Origin of the sequence: Actinoplanes sp. NPDC049599 (assembly GCF_044465625.1) — a bacterium.
Taxonomy (GTDB): Bacteria; Actinomycetota; Actinomycetes; order Mycobacteriales; family Micromonosporaceae; genus Actinoplanes.
On record NZ_JBITLX010000002.1, the window covers coordinates 288,615 to 305,506 of the forward strand.

The following is a 16,892-nucleotide window of genomic DNA, read 5'->3' on the forward strand; positions in this document are numbered from 1 at the left end:
GGCTCGTGGGGAAATCACCCGTCCGGTGGCCGAAAAAACGGCACGCCGCAACCGGGGCGGTATCGAGATGTGCGAAGCTGCGCGCCTACATCTCGACCCTCGTCTTCGGAGGCATGCCGTGGCAATGCTCCTGTCCATCGTTGCCGCCCTCCTGGTCGGCCTGCTCGCGGGCTGGCTGATCTGGGGACGGATCCTCGTCAACCGCCGGTCCGCGGCCGCGGCTCCCGCTGCGGCGACGGCTGTCGCTCCGCCGGCCACCGAGACCGCCGCAGAGCCGGAGCCGGTCACCGACACCGCCACCGACCCGGTCGCGGAGCCGGTTGCCGAGACCGCCACCGAGCCCGTCGCGGAGCCGGTTGCCGTGACCGCCGCCGAGCCGGTTGCGGAGCCGGTCGCGGCCATCGTGGAGGCCTCGCCGGCCGAGGCGCCTGAGTTCGACGCCGAGCCCGTCGCCGCGGAGACCGAGCCGGTCGCGCACCCGGAGCCCGTCCTCACCGCCGCGTCCGACACCTCGCCGGTCGCTACGTCCGACAACTCTTCGGTAGCCGCGTCTGACACCTCGGTGACCGAGCCCGTCGCCGAGCCGGACGCGGTGGCCGAGCCGTTCGCCGACACCGAGACCGTTGCGGTCGCTGAGCCCGCCGCCGACGCCGAGCCGTTCGCCGACGCCGAGCCGGTTGCGGTGGCCGAGCCGGCTGCCGTCGTCGTGCCGGAGGCTGAGCCCGTCGCCGCCGCCCCGGTTTCCGCCGGGACCGGCGCCGCGCCGGTGGGCGACAAGCTGACCCGCATCGAGGGCATCGGCCCGAAGATCGCCGCGACCCTGGCCGCCGCCGGCATCACCACCTACCGCGAGCTGGCCGACGCCGACCTCGCCGACCTGCGGGCCACCGTCAAGGCCGCCAAGCTGCGCCTCTCCCCCAACCTGGCGACCTGGCCCGCGCAGGCCCGCCTGCTGGCCGAGGGCGACCAGCGCGGCTTCCATGCCCTCGCCGACGACCTGGCAGCCGACCGCGCCCCGGCCGTCGAGCCCCTCACCACCGCCGAAGCCACCACCGCCGAAGCCACGGCTGCGGAAGCCACCGCGCCGGCGGCCACCGCCCCGGCGACCACCGCCCCGGCGACCACCGACCCGGTGATCGCGGCCCCGGCGGCGCTCACCGAGCCGGCCCCCGCGCTCGACCCGACCCCGACCCCGACCCCGACCCCGACCCCGACTCCGACCCCGGAGCCGGCGGACAGCACCGAGCCCGCCACCACCGAGAGCGCCGAGCCGACCGCGAGCGCCGACCCGGTCCCGGCGCAGCGCACCCCCGACAGCACCGCACCGGCCGCCCCGGACGACCTGATCCGGATCGAGGGCATCGGCCCGAAGATGGCCGCCGCCCTGGTCGCCGCCGGCATCACCACCTTCGCCCAGCTCGCCGCGGCCGACGAGGCCACCCTGCGGGCCGCCATCGCCGCCGCCGGGATGCGCTTCTCGCCGAGCCTGGTGACCTGGCCGCAGCAGGCGAAGCTGCTCGCCGACCGCGGCGTCCTGCAGAACTGACCGGAAACGCCACGAAGGCCCGGCCCCGCACCTGAGCGGGGCCGGGCCTTCGCCGTCACTCCTGTCTGGACAGCCTGGGGCCGGCGCGGTTTCGCTCAGGGCGCACGCGCCGCACTGGTCACGGCGGCCGGTTTCCGACACCGTGAGCACCATGGACGCCGTTTTTGTACTGGTGCACAGCCCGTCGGTCGGGCCCGGGACCTGGACGCCGGTCGCCGAGCGGCTGCGCGGGCGCGGAGCCACCGTGGTCGTGCCGTCGCTGGCCGGTGTCGGCGCGGGCGGGCCCCCGTTCTGGCCGCGGGTGGTGGCGGCGGTCGGCGCGGCCGTCGACGCGGTGCCGGCCGGCCGTTCCGTCGTGCTCGTCGCGCACAGCAACGCCGGGCTGTTCGTGCCGGTGGTCGTCGCCGCGGCGACCCGGCCGGTGGTCGGCTGCCTGTTCGTCGACGCGTCGCTGCCGGCCCGGCAGGGGCCGACCCCGGTGGTGCCGGCGGAGGCGCTGCCGTTCCTGCGGGAGCGGGCCGTCGACGGCATCCTGCCGCCGTGGACCACCTGGTTCGACGAGTCGGAGGTGGCGCCGATGCTGCCGGAGCCGGCCGTCCGCGCCGCCGTCGAGGCCGAGCAGCCCCGGCTGCCGCTGAGCTTCTACGAGCAGCTGATCCCGGTGCCGGCCGGCTGGGACGCGCAGCCGTGCGGCTACCTGCTGTTCGGCCCGCCGTACGACCAGGTGGCGAACGAGGCCGCCGCCCGGGGCTGGGCCGTCGAGCGGATCCCGGGCCGGCACCTGCACCAGGTCGTCGACCCGGGCGGGGTCGCCGAGCGGATCGCGGAGATGGCTCGCACCTGGTCCCCACCCGCCGCCGGGGCCTAAGTTTGGGGGCATGCCTACCCACGAGGTCGTCAACCAGCCGCCGCCGCTGGCCGGCCACGACATCGCCGCCGACGCCGCCCTGCTGGAGCACCTCACCCTGCAGGGCGCCGGCTGGGCCGCCGACGACCTGCACCGGCTCGGCAAGCTGGGCGGGCAGGCGGAGGCGCAGCGCTGGGCCTCCGACGCCAACGTGTACGAGCCCCGCCTGGTCACCCACGACCGATACGGCCACCGCGTCGACGAGGTCGAGTTCCACCCCGCGTGGCACCACCTGATGGAGGTCGCGGTCACCGAGGGCCTGGCCGGCGCGCCGTGGGCGGACCAGCGGGCCGGCGCCCACGTCGCCCGCGCGGCCGGCCTGTTCACCTGGAGCCAGGTCGAGGCGGGCCACTCGTGCCCGATCTCGATGACGTACGCGGTCGTCCCGGCCCTGCGCCACGCCCCGGAGCTGGCCGCCGTCTACGAGCCGCTGCTCACCGCCCGGGTCTACGATCCCGGCCTGCGGACCCCGGCGGCCAAGCGGGGCCTGCTCGCCGGGATGGGCATGACCGAGAAGCAGGGCGGCTCGGACGTCCGCGCGAACACGACCTCCGCCCTGCCCGCCGCCGACGGCACCTACCGGTTGCGCGGCCACAAGTGGTTCACCAGCGCGCCCATGTGCGACCTGTTCCTGGTGCTGGCCCAGGCCCCGGCCGGGCTCACCTGCTTCCTGGTGCCGCGGGTGCTGCCCGGCGGCGAGCGCAACCCGTTCGCCATCCAGCGGCTCAAGGACAAGCTCGGCAACCGCAGCAACGCCAGCAGCGAGCCCGAGTTCGACGACACGGTGGCCTGGCCGGTCGGCGCTGAGGGCCAGGGCGTGCGCACCATCATCGAGATGGTCGCGATGACCCGGCTGGACTGCGTGACCGGATCGGCCGCAGGGATGCGCGCGGCGCTGGTCCAGGCCGTGCATCACGCGCGGCACCGGTCCGCCTTCGGCGGGCCGCTGATCGGCAAACCGCTGATGCGCAACGTCCTGGCAGACCTGGCGGTGGAGTCGGAGGCCGCGACAGCGCTGGCCCTGCGGCTGGCCGGGGCCGTGGACCGAGGGGCGCGCGGTGACGCCGGTGAGCGCGCCTTCAGCCGCCTGGCGATCGCGGTCGGCAAGTTCTGGGTGTGCAAGCGGCAGCCCGCCGTGGTCGGCGAGGCCCTGGAGTGTCTCGGCGGCAACGGCTACGTCGAGGAGTCGGGCCTGCCCCGGCTGTACCGGGACGCCCCGCTGAACTCGATCTGGGAGGGCTCCGGCAACGTGCAGGCGCTGGACGTGCTGCGCGCGCTGCGCCGCGACCCGGCCGGCCTGGAGGCGTTCCGGGCCGAGGTGGGCGCCGCGGCGGGTGCCGACGCGCGCCTCGACGCGGCCGCGGCGCAGCTGACCGGCCTGCTGGGCGCGGGCGAGGATCTGGAGACCGACGCCCGCCGCGTGGTGGAGCGGATGGCGCTGGTGTTGCAGGGGTCGCTGCTGGTGCGGCACGCCCCGGCCGTGGTGGCCGACGCGTTCTGTGCCAGCCGGCTCGGCGGCGACTGGGGTCACTCGTTCGGCACGCTGCCGCGCGGGCTGGACACGGCTGCCCTGGTCGACCGCGCCTTCCCGGGTTGACCGCCGGACCGGAGGCGGCTGCGTGCGGCGTGACGGCCGTCGCGTGCCCGGGTGAAATTCTCAGGTGGCCGCGGCGCCGACCGATGGCATTCCGTGTGGCATAAGCGGCTCTGGTGGTGGTGGTTGGTCGTCGGCGGGCTCGCCACGGCCGGCCACAGCCTGCTGCCGTACGAGGGGCTCGCGGCCAACGTCATCTACAACATCATCGGGCTGCTGTCGTGCCTGCTGATCCCGCTGGCGGTCCGCCTGCACCGCCCCGCCCGGCCCCGCATGTGGTACTGGTTCGCCGCCGGGCAGACCACCTGGGTCATCGGTGACCTCGTCTGGGAGTACTACAAGTACATCCTGGACCAGGAGCCGTACCCGTCCGCGGCCGACTTCTTCTATCTGTGCGCGTACCCGATGCTGGTTGTCGGTCTGGTGCAGCTCAGCCGGGGCCGGCGCCGCGGCGTCGACCTCCGGGGCCTGGTCGACCCGGCCATCGTGGCGATCGGCATCGGCCTGGTGTTCTGGGTGTTCGTCATGCACCCGATCGCGGCCGGCTCGACCGCCTCGACGCTGGAACGGGTCATCGGGGTGGCCTACCCGGCCGCCGACGCCCTGCTGCTGGCGATACTGGCGCGGTTCTTCACCAGCTCGGGCGCCCGCTCGACCAGCGCATGGCTGCTGAGCGTCGCGGCGCTGCTGCTGCTCGCGGCGGACGTCTCCTACTCGCTGCTCTCGCTCTACTCCGAGTCCGACGGCGGCAGCCTGCTCGAGTCCGGCTGGTTGCTCTCCTACATCTGGTGGGCGGCGGCCGCCCTGCACCCGTCCATGCGCTGGACCGGCACCACGGCGAGCCGGCCCAGCGACGCCCGGGTGGGCCGGTCCCGGCTGGTCCTGCTGGCGGTCAGCTCGCTGCTGGCCCCCGCGCTGCTGTTCGTGCCCGGCATCGGCGACAACGCGGTGGACCGGCTGGTGATCGCCGCCGGCGCCGTCATCCTGTTCGTCCTCGTGGTGATCCGGATGGCCGGTTTTGTGTCCCAGGTCCAGCACCAGGCCGACCTGCTCGAGGACCTCGCGATGGCCGACGACCTGACCGGGCTGGCCAACCGCCGCCGCCTGGAGCAGGGGCTGACCGAGGGCCTGGCCACCGGCACGATGCAGGTGGCGCTGCTGGACCTGGACGACTTCAAGGAGGTCAACGACGCACTCGGGCACGCGATCGGCGACCGGCTGCTGATCGCCGTCGCGGAACGCCTGCTCCGCGCGGCCGGCCCGGACGCGCTGGTGGCCCGGATGGGCGGCGACGAGTTCGCGGTGCTGCTGACCGGAAGGACGGCCGCGGCCGTCGATGCCACGATGGCCCGGCTGGCCGGCACGCTGCACGAGCCCGTCCGCGCCGGCGGGCACGACCTGCTGGTCAGCGCCAGCATCGGGATCGCCGACGCCACCGGCACCGACGACGCCGTCGAGGTGCTCCGCCGCGCCGACGTCGCCATGTACGCCGCCAAGCGCAGCGGCGGTGGCGCCTGCCGCCGGCACACCGTCGAACTGGACGACAACGCCGACGAGCAGGCCCGCCTCGGCGCCGAACTGCGCACCGCGCTGGACGCCGGCCAGTTCCGGATGGTCTACCAGCCCATCGTGGAGCTGCCGCACGGCCGGCTGCGGGCGGTGGAGGCGCTGGTCCGCTGGGACCACCCGGAACGCGGCATGATCTCCCCGGACCGGTTCATCCCGGCCGCGGAGCACAACGGGCTCATCATCGAGCTGGGCGAGTGGATCCTGCGCACCGCGTGCGCCCAGGCCGTCGAGTGGCTGGCCGACTGGGGCACCCAGGCCCCGAGCAAGATCAGCGTCAACGTCTCGGCCCGCCAGCTCGCCCAGCCCGGCTTCGCCGCGGTGGTCGCCCGCACCCTGGCGGAGACCGGCCTGCCCGTCGACCGGCTCACCGTGGAGGTCACCGAGACCGCGGTGTTCGGCGGCGGCCAGGCCGTACAGACCCTCAACGAGCTGCACGAGCTGGGCGTCCGGATCGCGCTCGACGACTTCGGCACCGGCCACTCGTCACTCGGCCTGCTCCAGCAGGTCCCGGTGGACGTCCTCAAGGTCGACAAGTCGTTCGTCGACAACATCACCATGGCGGGCCGGCACGCCGTCATCGCGACGGCCCTGATCCGGGTCAGCGAGGGCCTCGGCCTGTCCGCGGTCGCCGAGGGCGTGGAAACGGCGGAACAGGCGGCGGAGCTGTACCGCCTCGGCTACCAGCTGGCCCAGGGCTACCACTTCGGCAAACCGGTCGCCGAGCCGGACTTCGCCGCCCACGCCCTCACCGCCCACCCGTAACGGGTTTCCGGTGGGTCAGCCGGCCAGGAGGTCGCGGCGGCCCGCGGCCAGCAGTCCGATGCCGGCGGTCACCGCCGCGAGCAGCAGCAGTGCCGGCAGCCCCCACCAGTCCGGGTGGGCCGCCACCGGGTCCGGGACCTGCTGGAACGGCCCCCAGTCCAGGATCCGCCGGGGCACCTCCAGCAGCGTGCCCAGCAGCGCGAACACCCCACCGGCGGCCAGCGGCAGCCAGGCCACGCCCAGCGCCCGCGGCCAGAGCCCGGCCAGCATCGCCGCCGCCCCCGCCATCGCGGCGGTGGCCGGCCATTGCCCGGCGACGAAGACGAACATCCGGAGCGCCGGGTCCGTGCCGCCGATGGTCGCGGGTGCGACGGCCGCGGCCAGCACGGCGGCGACGGCCAGCACTGCGGCGCTGGTCAGCAGGGCGGTTGCGGTCTGGGCCAGCAGCGGCGCGCGGCGGCGGATGCCGGTGGACAGCAGCAGCGCGGTGCGGCCCTCGGCTTCCTCGCGGTGATACTGCGAGACCTGGAGGATCGCGTACGCGCCGACGACGATGCCGAGCAGCGTGGCGGCGTACCGGCAGAACCCGGCCACCGGGTCGGCGCCGAGCTGCGCACCCAGGAAGCCGCCGACCTCGCCGGTGCGGCTCTGATCGACCACCCCTGAGCCCATCGCGGTGAAGAACACGGCCAGCCCGCCCACCGCGCAAGTCCAGATCAGCAGCGAGCGGCGGGCCAGCCGCAGCCGCAGTCCCCGCACGGAGCGCACCGGCAGCCGGGTGTCCCGGGTCTCCGGGCGATGGACCATCCCGGCGCGGTACTCCCGGTGGCCGTCGAGGGTCACCGCGACCGCCCCGAGCAGCACCGCCACCGCCAGGTGCACGCCCAGCGCCCACCAGCGGTTCGCGGTGAACGGCAGCACCGTGGCCCGGACCGCCAGCGGGCTGACCCAGTTCAGCGGGCCCACGTCGCGGACGTCCGCCACCCCGCGCAGGACGAACGCCAGCAGGAGACCGGCCGAGCCGAGCAGGCGGGCTGTCGGCGCCGTCGAGGCGAGTTGCGCCAGCACCGCGGTGAGAGTGCCGAACAGCAGGCACACCAGGGTCAGCGCGGCGCCGAACGCGGCGGCGCCGGACCAGGTGACGCCGTCCACGTGACCGCTCCACAGCCCGGCCGCCACGCCCGCCCCGAGTCCGGCGGTCGCGGCCACCGCGGTGAGCACGGTCAGCGCGGCCAGCAGCGGGGTCCGGCGGGCCACCCCGGAGCCGCGGATCAGCTCCAGGGTGCCGTCGTCCTCGCCGGCCCGGGTCAGGGCCACCGCGAGCAGCACCGCGAAGATCGCCACCAGGATGCTGACGATGCCGCCGATCTCCCAGGCGAACATCTGGGCCGGCGTACCCGGCAGCGGCAGTTCCCCGAGCAGCAGGGTGGAGGCGGTCTCGGCGCGGGCCTGGTGCACCGCGACGGCGCGGGCCTCCGCCGTCGGGTACGTGTTCTGGTACGCCCACGGCGTCGCGGCACACAGCGCCCACAACAACACCAGCCAGGACCCGATCAGCAGCCGGTGCCGGCGCAGCAGCAGCCGTACGGTGGTCACCGCTGCACCGTCTCGTAGTGCCGCAGGAAGAGGTCCTCCAGGCTGGCCGGGGTGCAGGTGATGTCGACGACACCGGTGCGGGCGAGCAGCTCCAGCACCGGCGGGACCTGCTCGCGGGGCACGCTCAGGGTCAGCTCGGCGCCGGGCGGGTCGCCGTTGAGCAGCCCGAGCCCGCGCAGCCCGGCCGTGACCGCCGTACGGTGCCCGTCGGCCACCCGGGCGGTGACGCGCGAGGCGGCCAGGTGCCGCAGGGCCGCCAGCCGCCCGGACTCGACGAGCCGCCCGTCCTTGATGATGGTGACGGTGTCGCAGAGCTGCTCGACCTCGCTGAGGATGTGGCTGGACAGCAGCACCGTACGCCCGGCGGCCACCGCCTCCCGGACGCACTGCCGGAACACCTCCTCCATCAGCGGGTCCAGGCCGGAGGTCGGCTCGTCCAGGATCAGCAGGTCGGTGGGGGCGGCGAACGCGGCGACCAGCACCACCTTCTGCCGGTTACCCTTGGAGTAGGCGCGCACCCGCTTGCGCACGTCCAGCGCGAACGCGTCGGCGAGCCGCCGCTCGGCGGCCTCGTCCCGTACGCCCCGCAGCCCGGCCAGCGCGTCCAGGCACTGCCGGCCGGTCAGGTTGGGCCAGAGGTGGAGCTCGCCGGGCACGTACGAGGTCCGCCGGTTGATGGCCGCGGACCGCACGGCCGGGTCGAGGCCGAGCACCCGGACGTGGCCGGCGCCGGCCCGGTACAGCCCGAGCAGCACCCGGATGGTGGTGGTCTTGCCGGCCCCGTTCGGGCCGAGGAACCCGTGCACCTGCCCGGCGGTGACGGCCAGGTCGAGCCCGTCCACGGCGGCGCACCGGCCGAACCGCTTGACCAGCTCCCGCACGTCGATGATCGCAGTGGTGGTCATCGGCCCCGTACCTCCTCGATGGTGCGGATGAGGGTGTCGGCGATGGCCCGGCTGAGCCGTTCGTCGTCGCCGGAGACCCGGACGTAGAGCTCGGCGGCGCGGCGGACCGTCGCCGGGTCGAGCGCGGCGGCCAGCCGGGAGAACCGGGGGCCGAGCCGGCCCACCATGCGTTCCACCGTGGCCAGCGCCACCTGGTCGACCTCGTGGTCCTCCGGTGACCGGTGGGCGATCTCCCAGTAGCTGGCCAGGCTCTCCTGCAGCCGCGCCTCGGTGAAGCCGTGGTAGACCGCCTCCGCCTCGGCAGGCATGTCGCCGCGGTAGTAGGCCAGCTCCACGAAGTCGCGCTCGCGCCGGATCTCCCGCCGGACCTTCTCGTCGGGGGCCCGTTCCAGCAGGCCCTCGTAGAAGCGGGCGGCCACCGCCGGCATGGGTGAGAGCAGGTCGCCGCGGACGGCGGCCTCGAGCAGCCGGCACACCAGCTCCCGCTGCGCCTCCAGCTGGGCCATCTGCTCCTCGATGGCCGCGGCGGTCGCGGTGAGGTCGGCCATCGTGCCCGCGCCGGGACGGTCCTGGAGCAGCCCGGTGATCCGGGACAGCGGCACACCGGCGCGGGCCAGCCAGCGGATCCGGCTCACCCGGGCCACGTGGGTCAGGTCGTAGGCGCGGCGGCCGTCGCGCATCGCAGGCACCGGGAGCAGCCCGATCTGGTGGTAGTACCGGATGGTGCGCACCGTGGTGCCGGTGAGGTCGGCCAGTTCCTTGACCCGCATGAGGTCAGTGTGGACTGTGACGTAACGTCACACGCAAGGCCGAACGCGGGGGCTATCGGGTGGGCTTGCCCGGGAAACGCGTGCCGACCGCACGGCGGTGACCGCCGCGCTTCGCCGCGGCCGCGGGCTTGTCGGCGGTCGACGCGCGGTAGCGGCGGGCGTCCTCCGCGACCGTCTCGTCGGCGTCGTTCTCCAGCGCCTGCCGGATGTGCTCCGGGGTGACCGCGGAGGTCGCCAGCGAGCGGCGCACCTCCACCGACCGGTCGTCCACCAGCGCCGCCAGGTCGGCCTCGTCCAGCGGCACCGCCCGCACCAGCGCGGCGCGGACGTCCGGCGAGGGGTCCTGGGCCAGCAGGTGCCGCTGCTCGGCGGTGGTCCGCCTGTTGATCGCGAGCCCCTTGCGCACCCGGACGGTACGGTCCTGCAGCAGCTCTGTGATCACCTCGGGGTCCTGGGTGTGTGCGGCGAGCCGCTCCCGCACCTCGGGCGACGCGTCGGTGATGAGGACCGCGGCCAGCTCGGGCTCGAGGGCGGGCATCTCCGCGAGCAGCCCGCGCAGCTCCTTGTCCTGGGCCTTCGCCATCACGCTGCGGATCCGGGCATCCACCGCGGGGTTGGCCGCGACCGCCCAGCGCACCCACCGGTCGGCGTCGCCGACGAGGCGCAGCAGGTTGCCCTGGGAGGTGGCCGGGTTCTTCGCGACCGCCTCCCGGACCGTGCGGTCCCGGTCGCGCGCCAGCGGCCGCAGCGCCTCCGCCGGCGCGTCCGGCCGGGCCGCGACCGCCGCGCGGACCAGCGCCGACGAGTCCGACGCCAGCCCGTACAGCTCGGCGGGGGTGGTGCCGCGGTCCTGGGCGAGGGATACCCGCGCATCGATATTGCCGGTCCCACGCTGATGTGCCATGGCCCGAATCCTCTCACGCGGCCCGCGGCGGCCCCCGCGCCCGGACCGGTTGTTCGTGGTCGCGGACCGCGAGCAGTAGCGGACCCCGGCGTCCCGGGCCCGCCGCCTGCTCAGCGGTTGCCCAGCAGCTCGTTGATGCTGGCGATCAGCTCCCGCTGGCTGATCGGCTCGACCAGGCCGCCGGTGCGGGCGTCCTGCATGGCCTTGGTCAGCTGCACCCGGCGCAGGATCTCCTTGATGTCCGCGCCGGTCATGCCGTGGCTGAGCCGGCCCAGCTCGGCCGTGTCGATCCCGTCGGCGAACATCGTGAAGCCCGGCTCCTCGTGCACCGCCACCAGCTGAGCGATCATCTTGCGGAAGATCTCGGCCCGGCTCACCTCGTCGGGCTTGGGCACCGAGATCTTCACGTCGAACCGGCCCGAGCGGATCAGCGAGTCGTCCACCCGGTGCGGGAAGTTCGTCGTCGCCACCACGATGACGTTCGGGTTCGCCTCGATCAGGTCGTTCATCTCCTGCTTGAAGATGCCGGCCACCGCGTTGATCGCCTGGCTGGCCGCGTCGCCGCCGGAGCCCGCGTAGCTGATGATCGAGTCGAACTCGTCGAAGAGGATCAGCGTGGGCACCCGGTAGCGGCGGGCGTCGCGGAAGATCTGCTTGATGTTGCGCTCGGAGCCGCCCAGCCACTTGTCCAGGATCTCCGGCGTGCGGATCTCGCGGAAGTCGGCGCCGATCTCGTTGGCCAGCGCCCGGGACAGCATCGTCTTGCCGGTGCCGGGCGGGCCGTACATCAGGATGCCCTGCGGCCGGCGGGCGCCCCACCGGGCCATCGCCTCCGGGTGCCGGAACGACACGGCGATCTGGCGCAGCTCGGCGACCACGTCGGCCAGCCCGCCGACCTGGTCCAGGGTGACCGTCTGGGTGGTCGTCGCGACCTTCGGGATGACCTCGCGGCTGACCACGTAGCGCCGGCCGGCCAGCGGCGACTCGCCGGCCTCGGGCCCGAGCAGCTCGACCACGGCCTGCAGGGTCAGCTTGACCATGGCCGCCAGGTGGGCGGGCTGGACCTCGTCGCGGGCCACCTCGGCGCGCAGCCGCACCAGGCCGCCGGCCTGGTCGTAGGTCACCGCGGCCTGCAGCCCGGCGGTCGCATCGGCCAGCACCGCGGTGTCCGGCTCGCGGTCCGCCGCCGGCCCGGACGGCCGGTCCAGACCGAGCTTCTTGTACGCCGCGACGGCCGCCGCACCCACCCCGTCCACGATCTTGGTGGCCACCGGGTCGCCGGCGGCGATCCGCTTCGCGAGCAGCGTGCCGACCGGGTCGTTGCCCAGCACGACCGCGCGGATCCGCTCCCGCTGGGGCCGGTCGTCGTCGTTGGTGCGGATCTCCGCGACGAACACGTGCACCGGCCCGGACTCGGTGTCCGCGCTGGTCACGGTCAGCCCGGCCCGGCGCACCGGGGCCGGGAAGGTGGCCCGGCGCAGCAGCTCGACCGGGTTGACCCGGGCGGCGGCGAGGATGGTGGTGGCGTCGACGATCTCGACGGTGGCGCCGGCGTACTCGAAGGACATGGCGGCCCCCTCTCCCGACCAAGAGTGACACGCCGGGCACACATCGGCTCGCTCACCGATCGGCCGGGGGCGGCGGCGCCGTCACAGCGCCGCCGCCCCCGTACCGCGTGCGTCAGCAGCCGACGCGGGTGGTGCCCACGGCGACGTCGTCGTACCAGAGGGTGTCCGCGCCCTCGCCGTAGCTCTCCCAGCCCAGTCGCAGGTCCGCCAGGGCGGGGCGCCAGGTCCGGTTCAGCCACTGGCCGTCGATGTCGTGCGTCGGCACGCCGTCCTGCAGCAGCCCGGGCACCGAGGTGCCGTTGAGCCAGGTCTGCATCGTGCCGTCCGCCTGGTTGACCTTGAACTCCACGCAGGTCCAGGCGCCGGTCGGCAGCGGCGCGGACAGCGCCACCCCGGCCGGGCTCTGTTCCGGCAGCGTGGCGTCGTCGGAGGCGCGGTTCCATTGCAGGGCGCCGTTCTGGCCGCCGAAGCGCAGGTCCCGGTTGCCGTCGTTGACGTCACGCAGCGCCACCGCCGTGGTGTGCGCGGCGGGCAGCGCGGTGGTGTGCCGCACCCAGTACCGCACGAAGAGCGCCGAGGCGCCCGCCGGCAGCAGCGCGGTGTTGCGCATGAACACGTGGTTGCAGTAGCCCGCCGCCCCGTCGACGCGCAGCGACGTGCTGCCGCTGTGCGCGACCGCGGTGTCGAAGGCCGCCCTGCCGGTGCCCGAGCAGTCCGGATAGGTCACCGCCCAGTCGGCCTGGGTGCCCTCGAAACCGTCACACCGGACCCCGGACGTGCAGCCGGCCGGCGGCGGCGTCGAGGTCGGCGGGGTGGACGGCGGAACGGACGGCGGGGTGGACGACGGCGGGGTCGAGGGCGGCGGAGTGGTCGGCGGGGTGTCGCCGTTGCAGGAGACGCCGTTGAGCGCGAAGGACGCCGGCGCCGGGTTGCTGCCCGAGTACGTCGCCTGGAAGCCGAAGCTCGCCGACGCCCCGGTGCCCAGCGTGGTGTTGTACGACGGCGCCGCCGCGGTCACCGCGCGGCCGGACTGGGTCAGCTGCGCGTTCCAGCCGTTGGTGACCTGCTGGTTTCCGGTGAAGGTCCAGCTCACCACCCAGCCGCTGACCGGCGCGCCGTTGTTGGTGACCCGCACGTCGGCGGTGAAGCCGGTGCTCCAGGAGTTGGCGGTGTAGGTGACGTCGCAGGCGGTGGCCGCGGCCGCCGGGGCCGCCGCGGCGAGGACCGTGCCCAGCAGCAGGGCGCCGGCTGCCGCCAGCCGGATCAGCACGGCGTGCCGTTCAGGGTGAAGGCGGTCGGGTTCGCCGGGGCGGCGCCGGTGAAGGTCGCTTGGAAGCCGGTGCTGGTGGTGGCTCCGGTGGCGAGCGAGCCGTTCCAGGCCGCGTTGCGGACGGTGATGGTGCTGCCGGACTGGCTCCAGGTGCCGCTCCAGCCGCTGGCCAGGGTGACGTTGGCGGGCACGGTGAAGGTCAGCGTCCAGGAGCTCAGCGCCGGGCCGCGGTTGGTGATCCGCACGTCGGCGGTGAAGCCGGTCGACCAGGCGTTCGCGGTGTAGGCCACCGCGCAGCCACCGGCCGGCGGCGGGCTGGTCGGCGGCGTCGTCGGCGGGGTGGTGGGCGGCGTGGTCGGCGGGGTCGTGGGCGGGGTCGTCGGCGGCGTGGTCGGCGGGGTGGTCACCGGGCCGGCCGCGATCGCCAGGTCGTAGGCGCGCTGCGGGACGAACTGCCCGGCCCCGGCGATGCAGCCGTCGGCCTCACCCGGCAGCTTGATCCACAGGTACGCGTCCAGGATCGAGTCGGACACCGCGTTGGTGCTGGGGGTGCCGATGGCGCGGCCGGCCGGGTCGCACCACTCGCTGCCCGCGGGGCCGTTGCCGTTGCGGCTGGTGTCGATCACGCCCTTGAGCCGGGAGACGCCGGTGGCGGCGATGACGTTGCGGACGTACGTGGTCGACTCCGCGGTGGTGCGGTAGTTGGACACGTTGACCGAGATGCCGTCGGCGCTGTTGGCGATGTCCGCCCGGTTCAGCCGTGCGGCCATCTCGGACGGGGACAGCCAGGCCGAGTGCCCGGCGTCGAAGTAGACCTTCGCGGCGGCCGAGCCGGCCTTGAGCTTCTTGCCGGCGTACGCCATCGAGGCGTAGACCTCTTCCTGCTGGGCCGTGGTCAGGCAGGAGGTCATGATCGGCAGGACGTCCGGCTCCAGGACGATCGCGGCCGCGCGGCCCTTGAGCCCGGCAGCCACCTGGTCGATCCACTGCCGGTACGCGCTGTGGTTGGGCATGCCGCCGGAGCTGGCGCCGCTGCAGTCGCGGTTGGGGATGTTGTAGACGACCAGGATCGGTGTCTTGCCGGCGGCCGCGGCGGCCCCGACGAAGGAGTCCACCTCGCCGGCGACGGTGGCGGTGTTGTTCTGGGTGTACCAGCGGCCCTGCGGGACCGCGGCGATCCGGTCGCGGATCACCGCGGCCCGGGAGTCACCCGGGTTGGCGGCGACCCAGCGGGCGGCGCCGGTCTGCGGGTCGACGTAGAAGGGGGATTCGGCAGCGGAGGCGGAGCCGGGCCAGAGCACGGCGGTGCCGGCGACCACGGCGGCGGCCGCCGTGGCGGTGGCGAGGGTTCTCAAGCGCATTCGACAACTCCTGGGGATGAGTATGGGAGCGCTCCCATGCATCGACCACGGTAGTTGTAACACCACCGAAACCTCAAGGGTGCGCGGGCAGCTGCTCCCCCGGCCGGACCAGCCCGGTGCGGTACGCGAGCACCACCAGCTGCGCCCGGTCCCGCACGGCGAGCTTGGTCATCGCCCGGTTGACGTGGGTCTTCACGGTCAGCGGGGACACGTGCAGCCGCTCGGCGATGTCGTCGTTGGACAGTCCGTGCGCGACCAGCACGAGAATCTCGCGTTCCCGCTCCGTGAGCCCGGTCAGCGCCGGCCGCACCGGATCGGCGGCCGGCTCCGGCCCGCTCAGGAACCGGCTGACCAGCCCGCGGGTGGCCCGCGGCGAGAGCAGCGCGTCCCCGCCGGCCACCACCCGGATCGCGTGCAGCAGGTCGGCGGGCGCGACGCTCTTGCCGAGGAAACCACTGGCGCCGGCCTGCAGGGCGAGCACCACGTTGTCGTCGTTCTCGAAGGTGGTGAGCACCAGCACGCGTACCCCGGCGAGGTTGTCGTCGGCGCCGATCCGGCGGGTCGCCTCCAGGCCGTCCATCCGCGGCATCCGGATGTCCATCAGCACCACGTCGGCGCGCGCGGTGCGGGCCAGCGCCACCGCCTCGCGGCCGTCGGAGGCCTCGCCGACCACCTCGAACTCCGGCTCCGAGTCGATGATCATCTTGAAGCCGGCCCGGATCAGCGTCTGGTCGTCGGCCAGCAGCACCCGGATGGTCACCGGATGCAGCCCTTCGCCGGGCCGGTCCCGCCGGTCAGCGCGGCCTCGGCGGTCAGCACCTCCGCGGCCGGCAGCACGGCGTGCACCCGGAACCGGCCGTCGCCGAGCGGCCCGGCGGTGACGGTGCCCCCGGCGGCGGACGCGCGCTCGCGCATGCCGAGCAGCCCGTAACCCGCGCCGGCGGCCTGCCGGTCCGGCCGGATGTCGTTGGTGACCTCCAGGATGACGCCGCTGGGTGCGTACTCGACCAGCAGCGCGGCGCGGCCGTCGCCGTACCGGTGGGCGTTGGTCAGCGCCTCCTGCACGATCCGGTAGGCCGCCAGGTCGACCATCGCCGGCAGCTCCCGGACCTCGCCGCGCAGCCGGTGGCGGACCGCGAAGCCCGCGGCGGCCAGCGCCCCCACCAGGTCCGGCAGCCGGGACAGCCCGGGCGCGGGCTCGGTGCTGGTCTGCTCGTCGGAGTTGCGCAGCACGCCGACCACCGAGGTGATCTCCTTGAGCACCAGCTCGGAGGCGTCGCGGATGTGCGCCAGCACCGGGCCGACCTGGTCCGGCCGGCGTTCCAGCACGTGGGTGGCCGCGCCCGCCTGCACGCTGATCACCGCGATGTGGTGGGCGACCACGTCGTGCAGCTCTCGGGCGATGCGCAGCCGCTCGTCGATCACCCGGCGCTGCGCCTCCTGCTCGCGGGTCTCCTCCGCCCGCAGCGCCCGGGCCTCGACCTCGGCGACGTAGGCGCGGTGGGACCGGGCGGCGTCGCCCACCGCGGCGGCCATGAAGATCCAGGCGAAGACCGCGAGCACGTCCGGGCGCCAGCCGGCGGAGGCGAACACGGCGGCCGCGTAGACCACCGACGCGGCGGCCAGCGCGCAGGTCCAGCCGTTGCGCCGGTTGGTGTGCGCGGCGATCGAGTACGTGATCACGCCCAGCGCCGCGATCAGCCCGGGGTTGCTCACCCCCTGGGTCACCGCGCCGACCGTGGCGGCGGTGGCGATCAGCAGCGCGGACCGGGGATGGCTGCGGCGCTGGAGGACCGCCAGGAACGCCACGACGGCCACCAGCACGTCCCCGACCGTCACGGTCTGCGCGAGACCGGTGTCCGGCTTCAGCACCGCGTTCTTCAGGACGAAGGCGCCCAGGACGACCGCGAGCAGCGCGTCGACCAGCAGCGGGTGCCACTGGGTGACGGGCCACCGCTTGATCCGCAAGACGCCGCTCTCCTCCATCACGCCGACCGTACGCGAGGCGGAGCTGCCGGGTCGTCGTCTCGTGGTGGTAGCCGGGCCCGGCCATGAATACCACGCCGGGAGTACGCGAAGCCTGCACCGGGACGACGCGCCGCGAGCCGAATTCGTTGATCGTTCAAGGGTCACTTGTCGT

Annotated in this window: 13 protein-coding genes; 4 read left to right on the top strand and 9 right to left on the bottom strand. The window is 74.5% G+C overall.

Going from position 1 to position 16,892, the window contains the following annotated elements; translation table 11 throughout:
• The first annotated feature begins 124 nt into the window (after positions 1 to 124).
• The 4 genes from ACIBQZ_RS04510 to ACIBQZ_RS04525 all read left to right on the top strand — a co-directional run bounded on the left by ACIBQZ_RS04510 (position 125) and on the right by ACIBQZ_RS04525 (position 6,378).
• A complete protein-coding gene (locus ACIBQZ_RS04510; RefSeq protein ID WP_396087359.1) occupies positions 125 to 1,546 on the top strand; it encodes a DUF4332 domain-containing protein in 1,422 nt (473 codons plus the stop codon).
• 151 nt (positions 1,547 to 1,697) lie between these two features.
• Positions 1,698 to 2,414, top strand: coding sequence for an alpha/beta hydrolase (locus ACIBQZ_RS04515; protein WP_396087045.1), 717 nt, complete (start codon positions 1,698 to 1,700; stop codon positions 2,412 to 2,414).
• A 10-nt stretch (positions 2,415 to 2,424) separates the two neighbouring features.
• The gene (locus tag ACIBQZ_RS04520; RefSeq protein WP_396087046.1) at positions 2,425 to 4,050 is read left to right on the top strand and encodes an acyl-CoA dehydrogenase family protein; all 1,626 of its coding nucleotides are present in this window, start codon (positions 2,425 to 2,427) and stop codon (positions 4,048 to 4,050) included.
• A gap of 93 nt (positions 4,051 to 4,143) precedes the next feature.
• Complete coding sequence (locus tag ACIBQZ_RS04525; RefSeq protein ID WP_396087047.1) at positions 4,144 to 6,378, top strand: putative bifunctional diguanylate cyclase/phosphodiesterase; 2,235 nt, start codon at positions 4,144 to 4,146, stop codon at positions 6,376 to 6,378.
• A gap of 15 nt (positions 6,379 to 6,393) precedes the next feature.
• Here the strand turns inward: ACIBQZ_RS04525 and ACIBQZ_RS04530 are convergent, their stop codons facing one another.
• The 9 genes from ACIBQZ_RS04530 to ACIBQZ_RS04570 form a co-directional block, all read right to left on the bottom strand.
• A complete protein-coding gene (locus ACIBQZ_RS04530; RefSeq protein WP_396087048.1) occupies positions 6,394 to 7,974 on the bottom strand; it encodes a hypothetical protein in 1,581 nt (526 codons plus the stop codon).
• Positions 7,971 to 8,879, bottom strand: coding sequence for an ABC transporter ATP-binding protein (locus ACIBQZ_RS04535; RefSeq protein ID WP_396087049.1), 909 nt, complete (start codon positions 8,877 to 8,879; stop codon positions 7,971 to 7,973). The genes ACIBQZ_RS04530 and ACIBQZ_RS04535 overlap by 4 nt, the downstream gene beginning before the upstream one ends.
• On the bottom strand, positions 8,876 to 9,649 hold the full coding sequence (locus ACIBQZ_RS04540; RefSeq protein ID WP_396087050.1) for a MerR family transcriptional regulator: 774 nt from the start codon (positions 9,647 to 9,649) through the stop codon (positions 8,876 to 8,878). Before ACIBQZ_RS04540 ends, ACIBQZ_RS04535 begins: the two co-directional genes overlap by 4 nt.
• Positions 9,650 to 9,701: 52 nt before the next feature.
• Complete coding sequence (locus tag ACIBQZ_RS04545; RefSeq protein WP_396087051.1) at positions 9,702 to 10,553, bottom strand: hypothetical protein; 852 nt, start codon at positions 10,551 to 10,553, stop codon at positions 9,702 to 9,704.
• Positions 10,554 to 10,663: 110 nt separating this feature from the next.
• On the bottom strand, positions 10,664 to 12,121 hold the full coding sequence (locus ACIBQZ_RS04550) for an ATP-binding protein (protein ID WP_396087052.1): 1,458 nt from the start codon (positions 12,119 to 12,121) through the stop codon (positions 10,664 to 10,666).
• A gap of 112 nt (positions 12,122 to 12,233) precedes the next feature.
• Positions 12,234 to 13,391 carry a cellulose-binding domain-containing protein gene (locus ACIBQZ_RS04555; protein ID WP_396087053.1) on the bottom strand — a complete coding sequence of 386 codons (1,158 nt, stop codon included), beginning with the start codon at positions 13,389 to 13,391 and terminating at the stop codon, positions 12,234 to 12,236.
• Positions 13,385 to 14,752 carry a glycoside hydrolase family 6 protein gene (locus tag ACIBQZ_RS04560; protein WP_396087054.1) on the bottom strand — a complete coding sequence of 456 codons (1,368 nt, stop codon included), beginning with the start codon at positions 14,750 to 14,752 and terminating at the stop codon, positions 13,385 to 13,387. Before ACIBQZ_RS04560 ends, ACIBQZ_RS04555 begins: the two co-directional genes overlap by 7 nt.
• 73 nt (positions 14,753 to 14,825) lie before the next feature.
• Positions 14,826 to 15,512: a response regulator gene (locus tag ACIBQZ_RS04565; RefSeq protein WP_396087055.1), complete on the bottom strand. Its 687-nt coding sequence runs from the start codon at positions 15,510 to 15,512 to the stop codon at positions 14,826 to 14,828.
• Positions 15,509 to 16,738, bottom strand: a complete 1,230-nt coding sequence (locus tag ACIBQZ_RS04570) for a sensor histidine kinase (RefSeq protein ID WP_396087056.1) — start codon at positions 16,736 to 16,738, stop codon at positions 15,509 to 15,511. Before ACIBQZ_RS04570 ends, ACIBQZ_RS04565 begins: the two co-directional genes overlap by 4 nt.
• Between the last annotated feature and the right edge of the window lie 154 nt (positions 16,739 to 16,892).

Bases quoted from the DNA above. Each gene is read 5' to 3' on its own strand.
- ACIBQZ_RS04510 (WP_396087359.1), top strand. From the start codon at position 125: ATGCTCCTGTCCATCGTTGCCGCCCTCCTGGTCGGCCTGCTCGCGGGC.
- ACIBQZ_RS04515 (WP_396087045.1), top strand. From the start codon at position 1,698: ATGGACGCCGTTTTTGTACTGGTGCACAGCCCGTCGGTCGGGCCCGGG.
- ACIBQZ_RS04520 (WP_396087046.1), top strand. From the start codon at position 2,425: ATGCCTACCCACGAGGTCGTCAACCAGCCGCCGCCGCTGGCCGGCCAC.
- ACIBQZ_RS04535 (WP_396087049.1), bottom strand. From the start codon at position 8,879: ATGACCACCACTGCGATCATCGACGTGCGGGAGCTGGTCAAGCGGTTC.
- ACIBQZ_RS04540 (WP_396087050.1), bottom strand. From the start codon at position 9,649: ATGCGGGTCAAGGAACTGGCCGACCTCACCGGCACCACGGTGCGCACC.
- ACIBQZ_RS04545 (WP_396087051.1), bottom strand. From the start codon at position 10,553: ATGGCACATCAGCGTGGGACCGGCAATATCGATGCGCGGGTATCCCTC.
- ACIBQZ_RS04550 (WP_396087052.1), bottom strand. From the start codon at position 12,121: ATGTCCTTCGAGTACGCCGGCGCCACCGTCGAGATCGTCGACGCCACC.
- ACIBQZ_RS04560 (WP_396087054.1), bottom strand. From the start codon at position 14,752: ATGCGCTTGAGAACCCTCGCCACCGCCACGGCGGCCGCCGCCGTGGTC.
- ACIBQZ_RS04570 (WP_396087056.1), bottom strand. From the start codon at position 16,738: ATGGAGGAGAGCGGCGTCTTGCGGATCAAGCGGTGGCCCGTCACCCAG.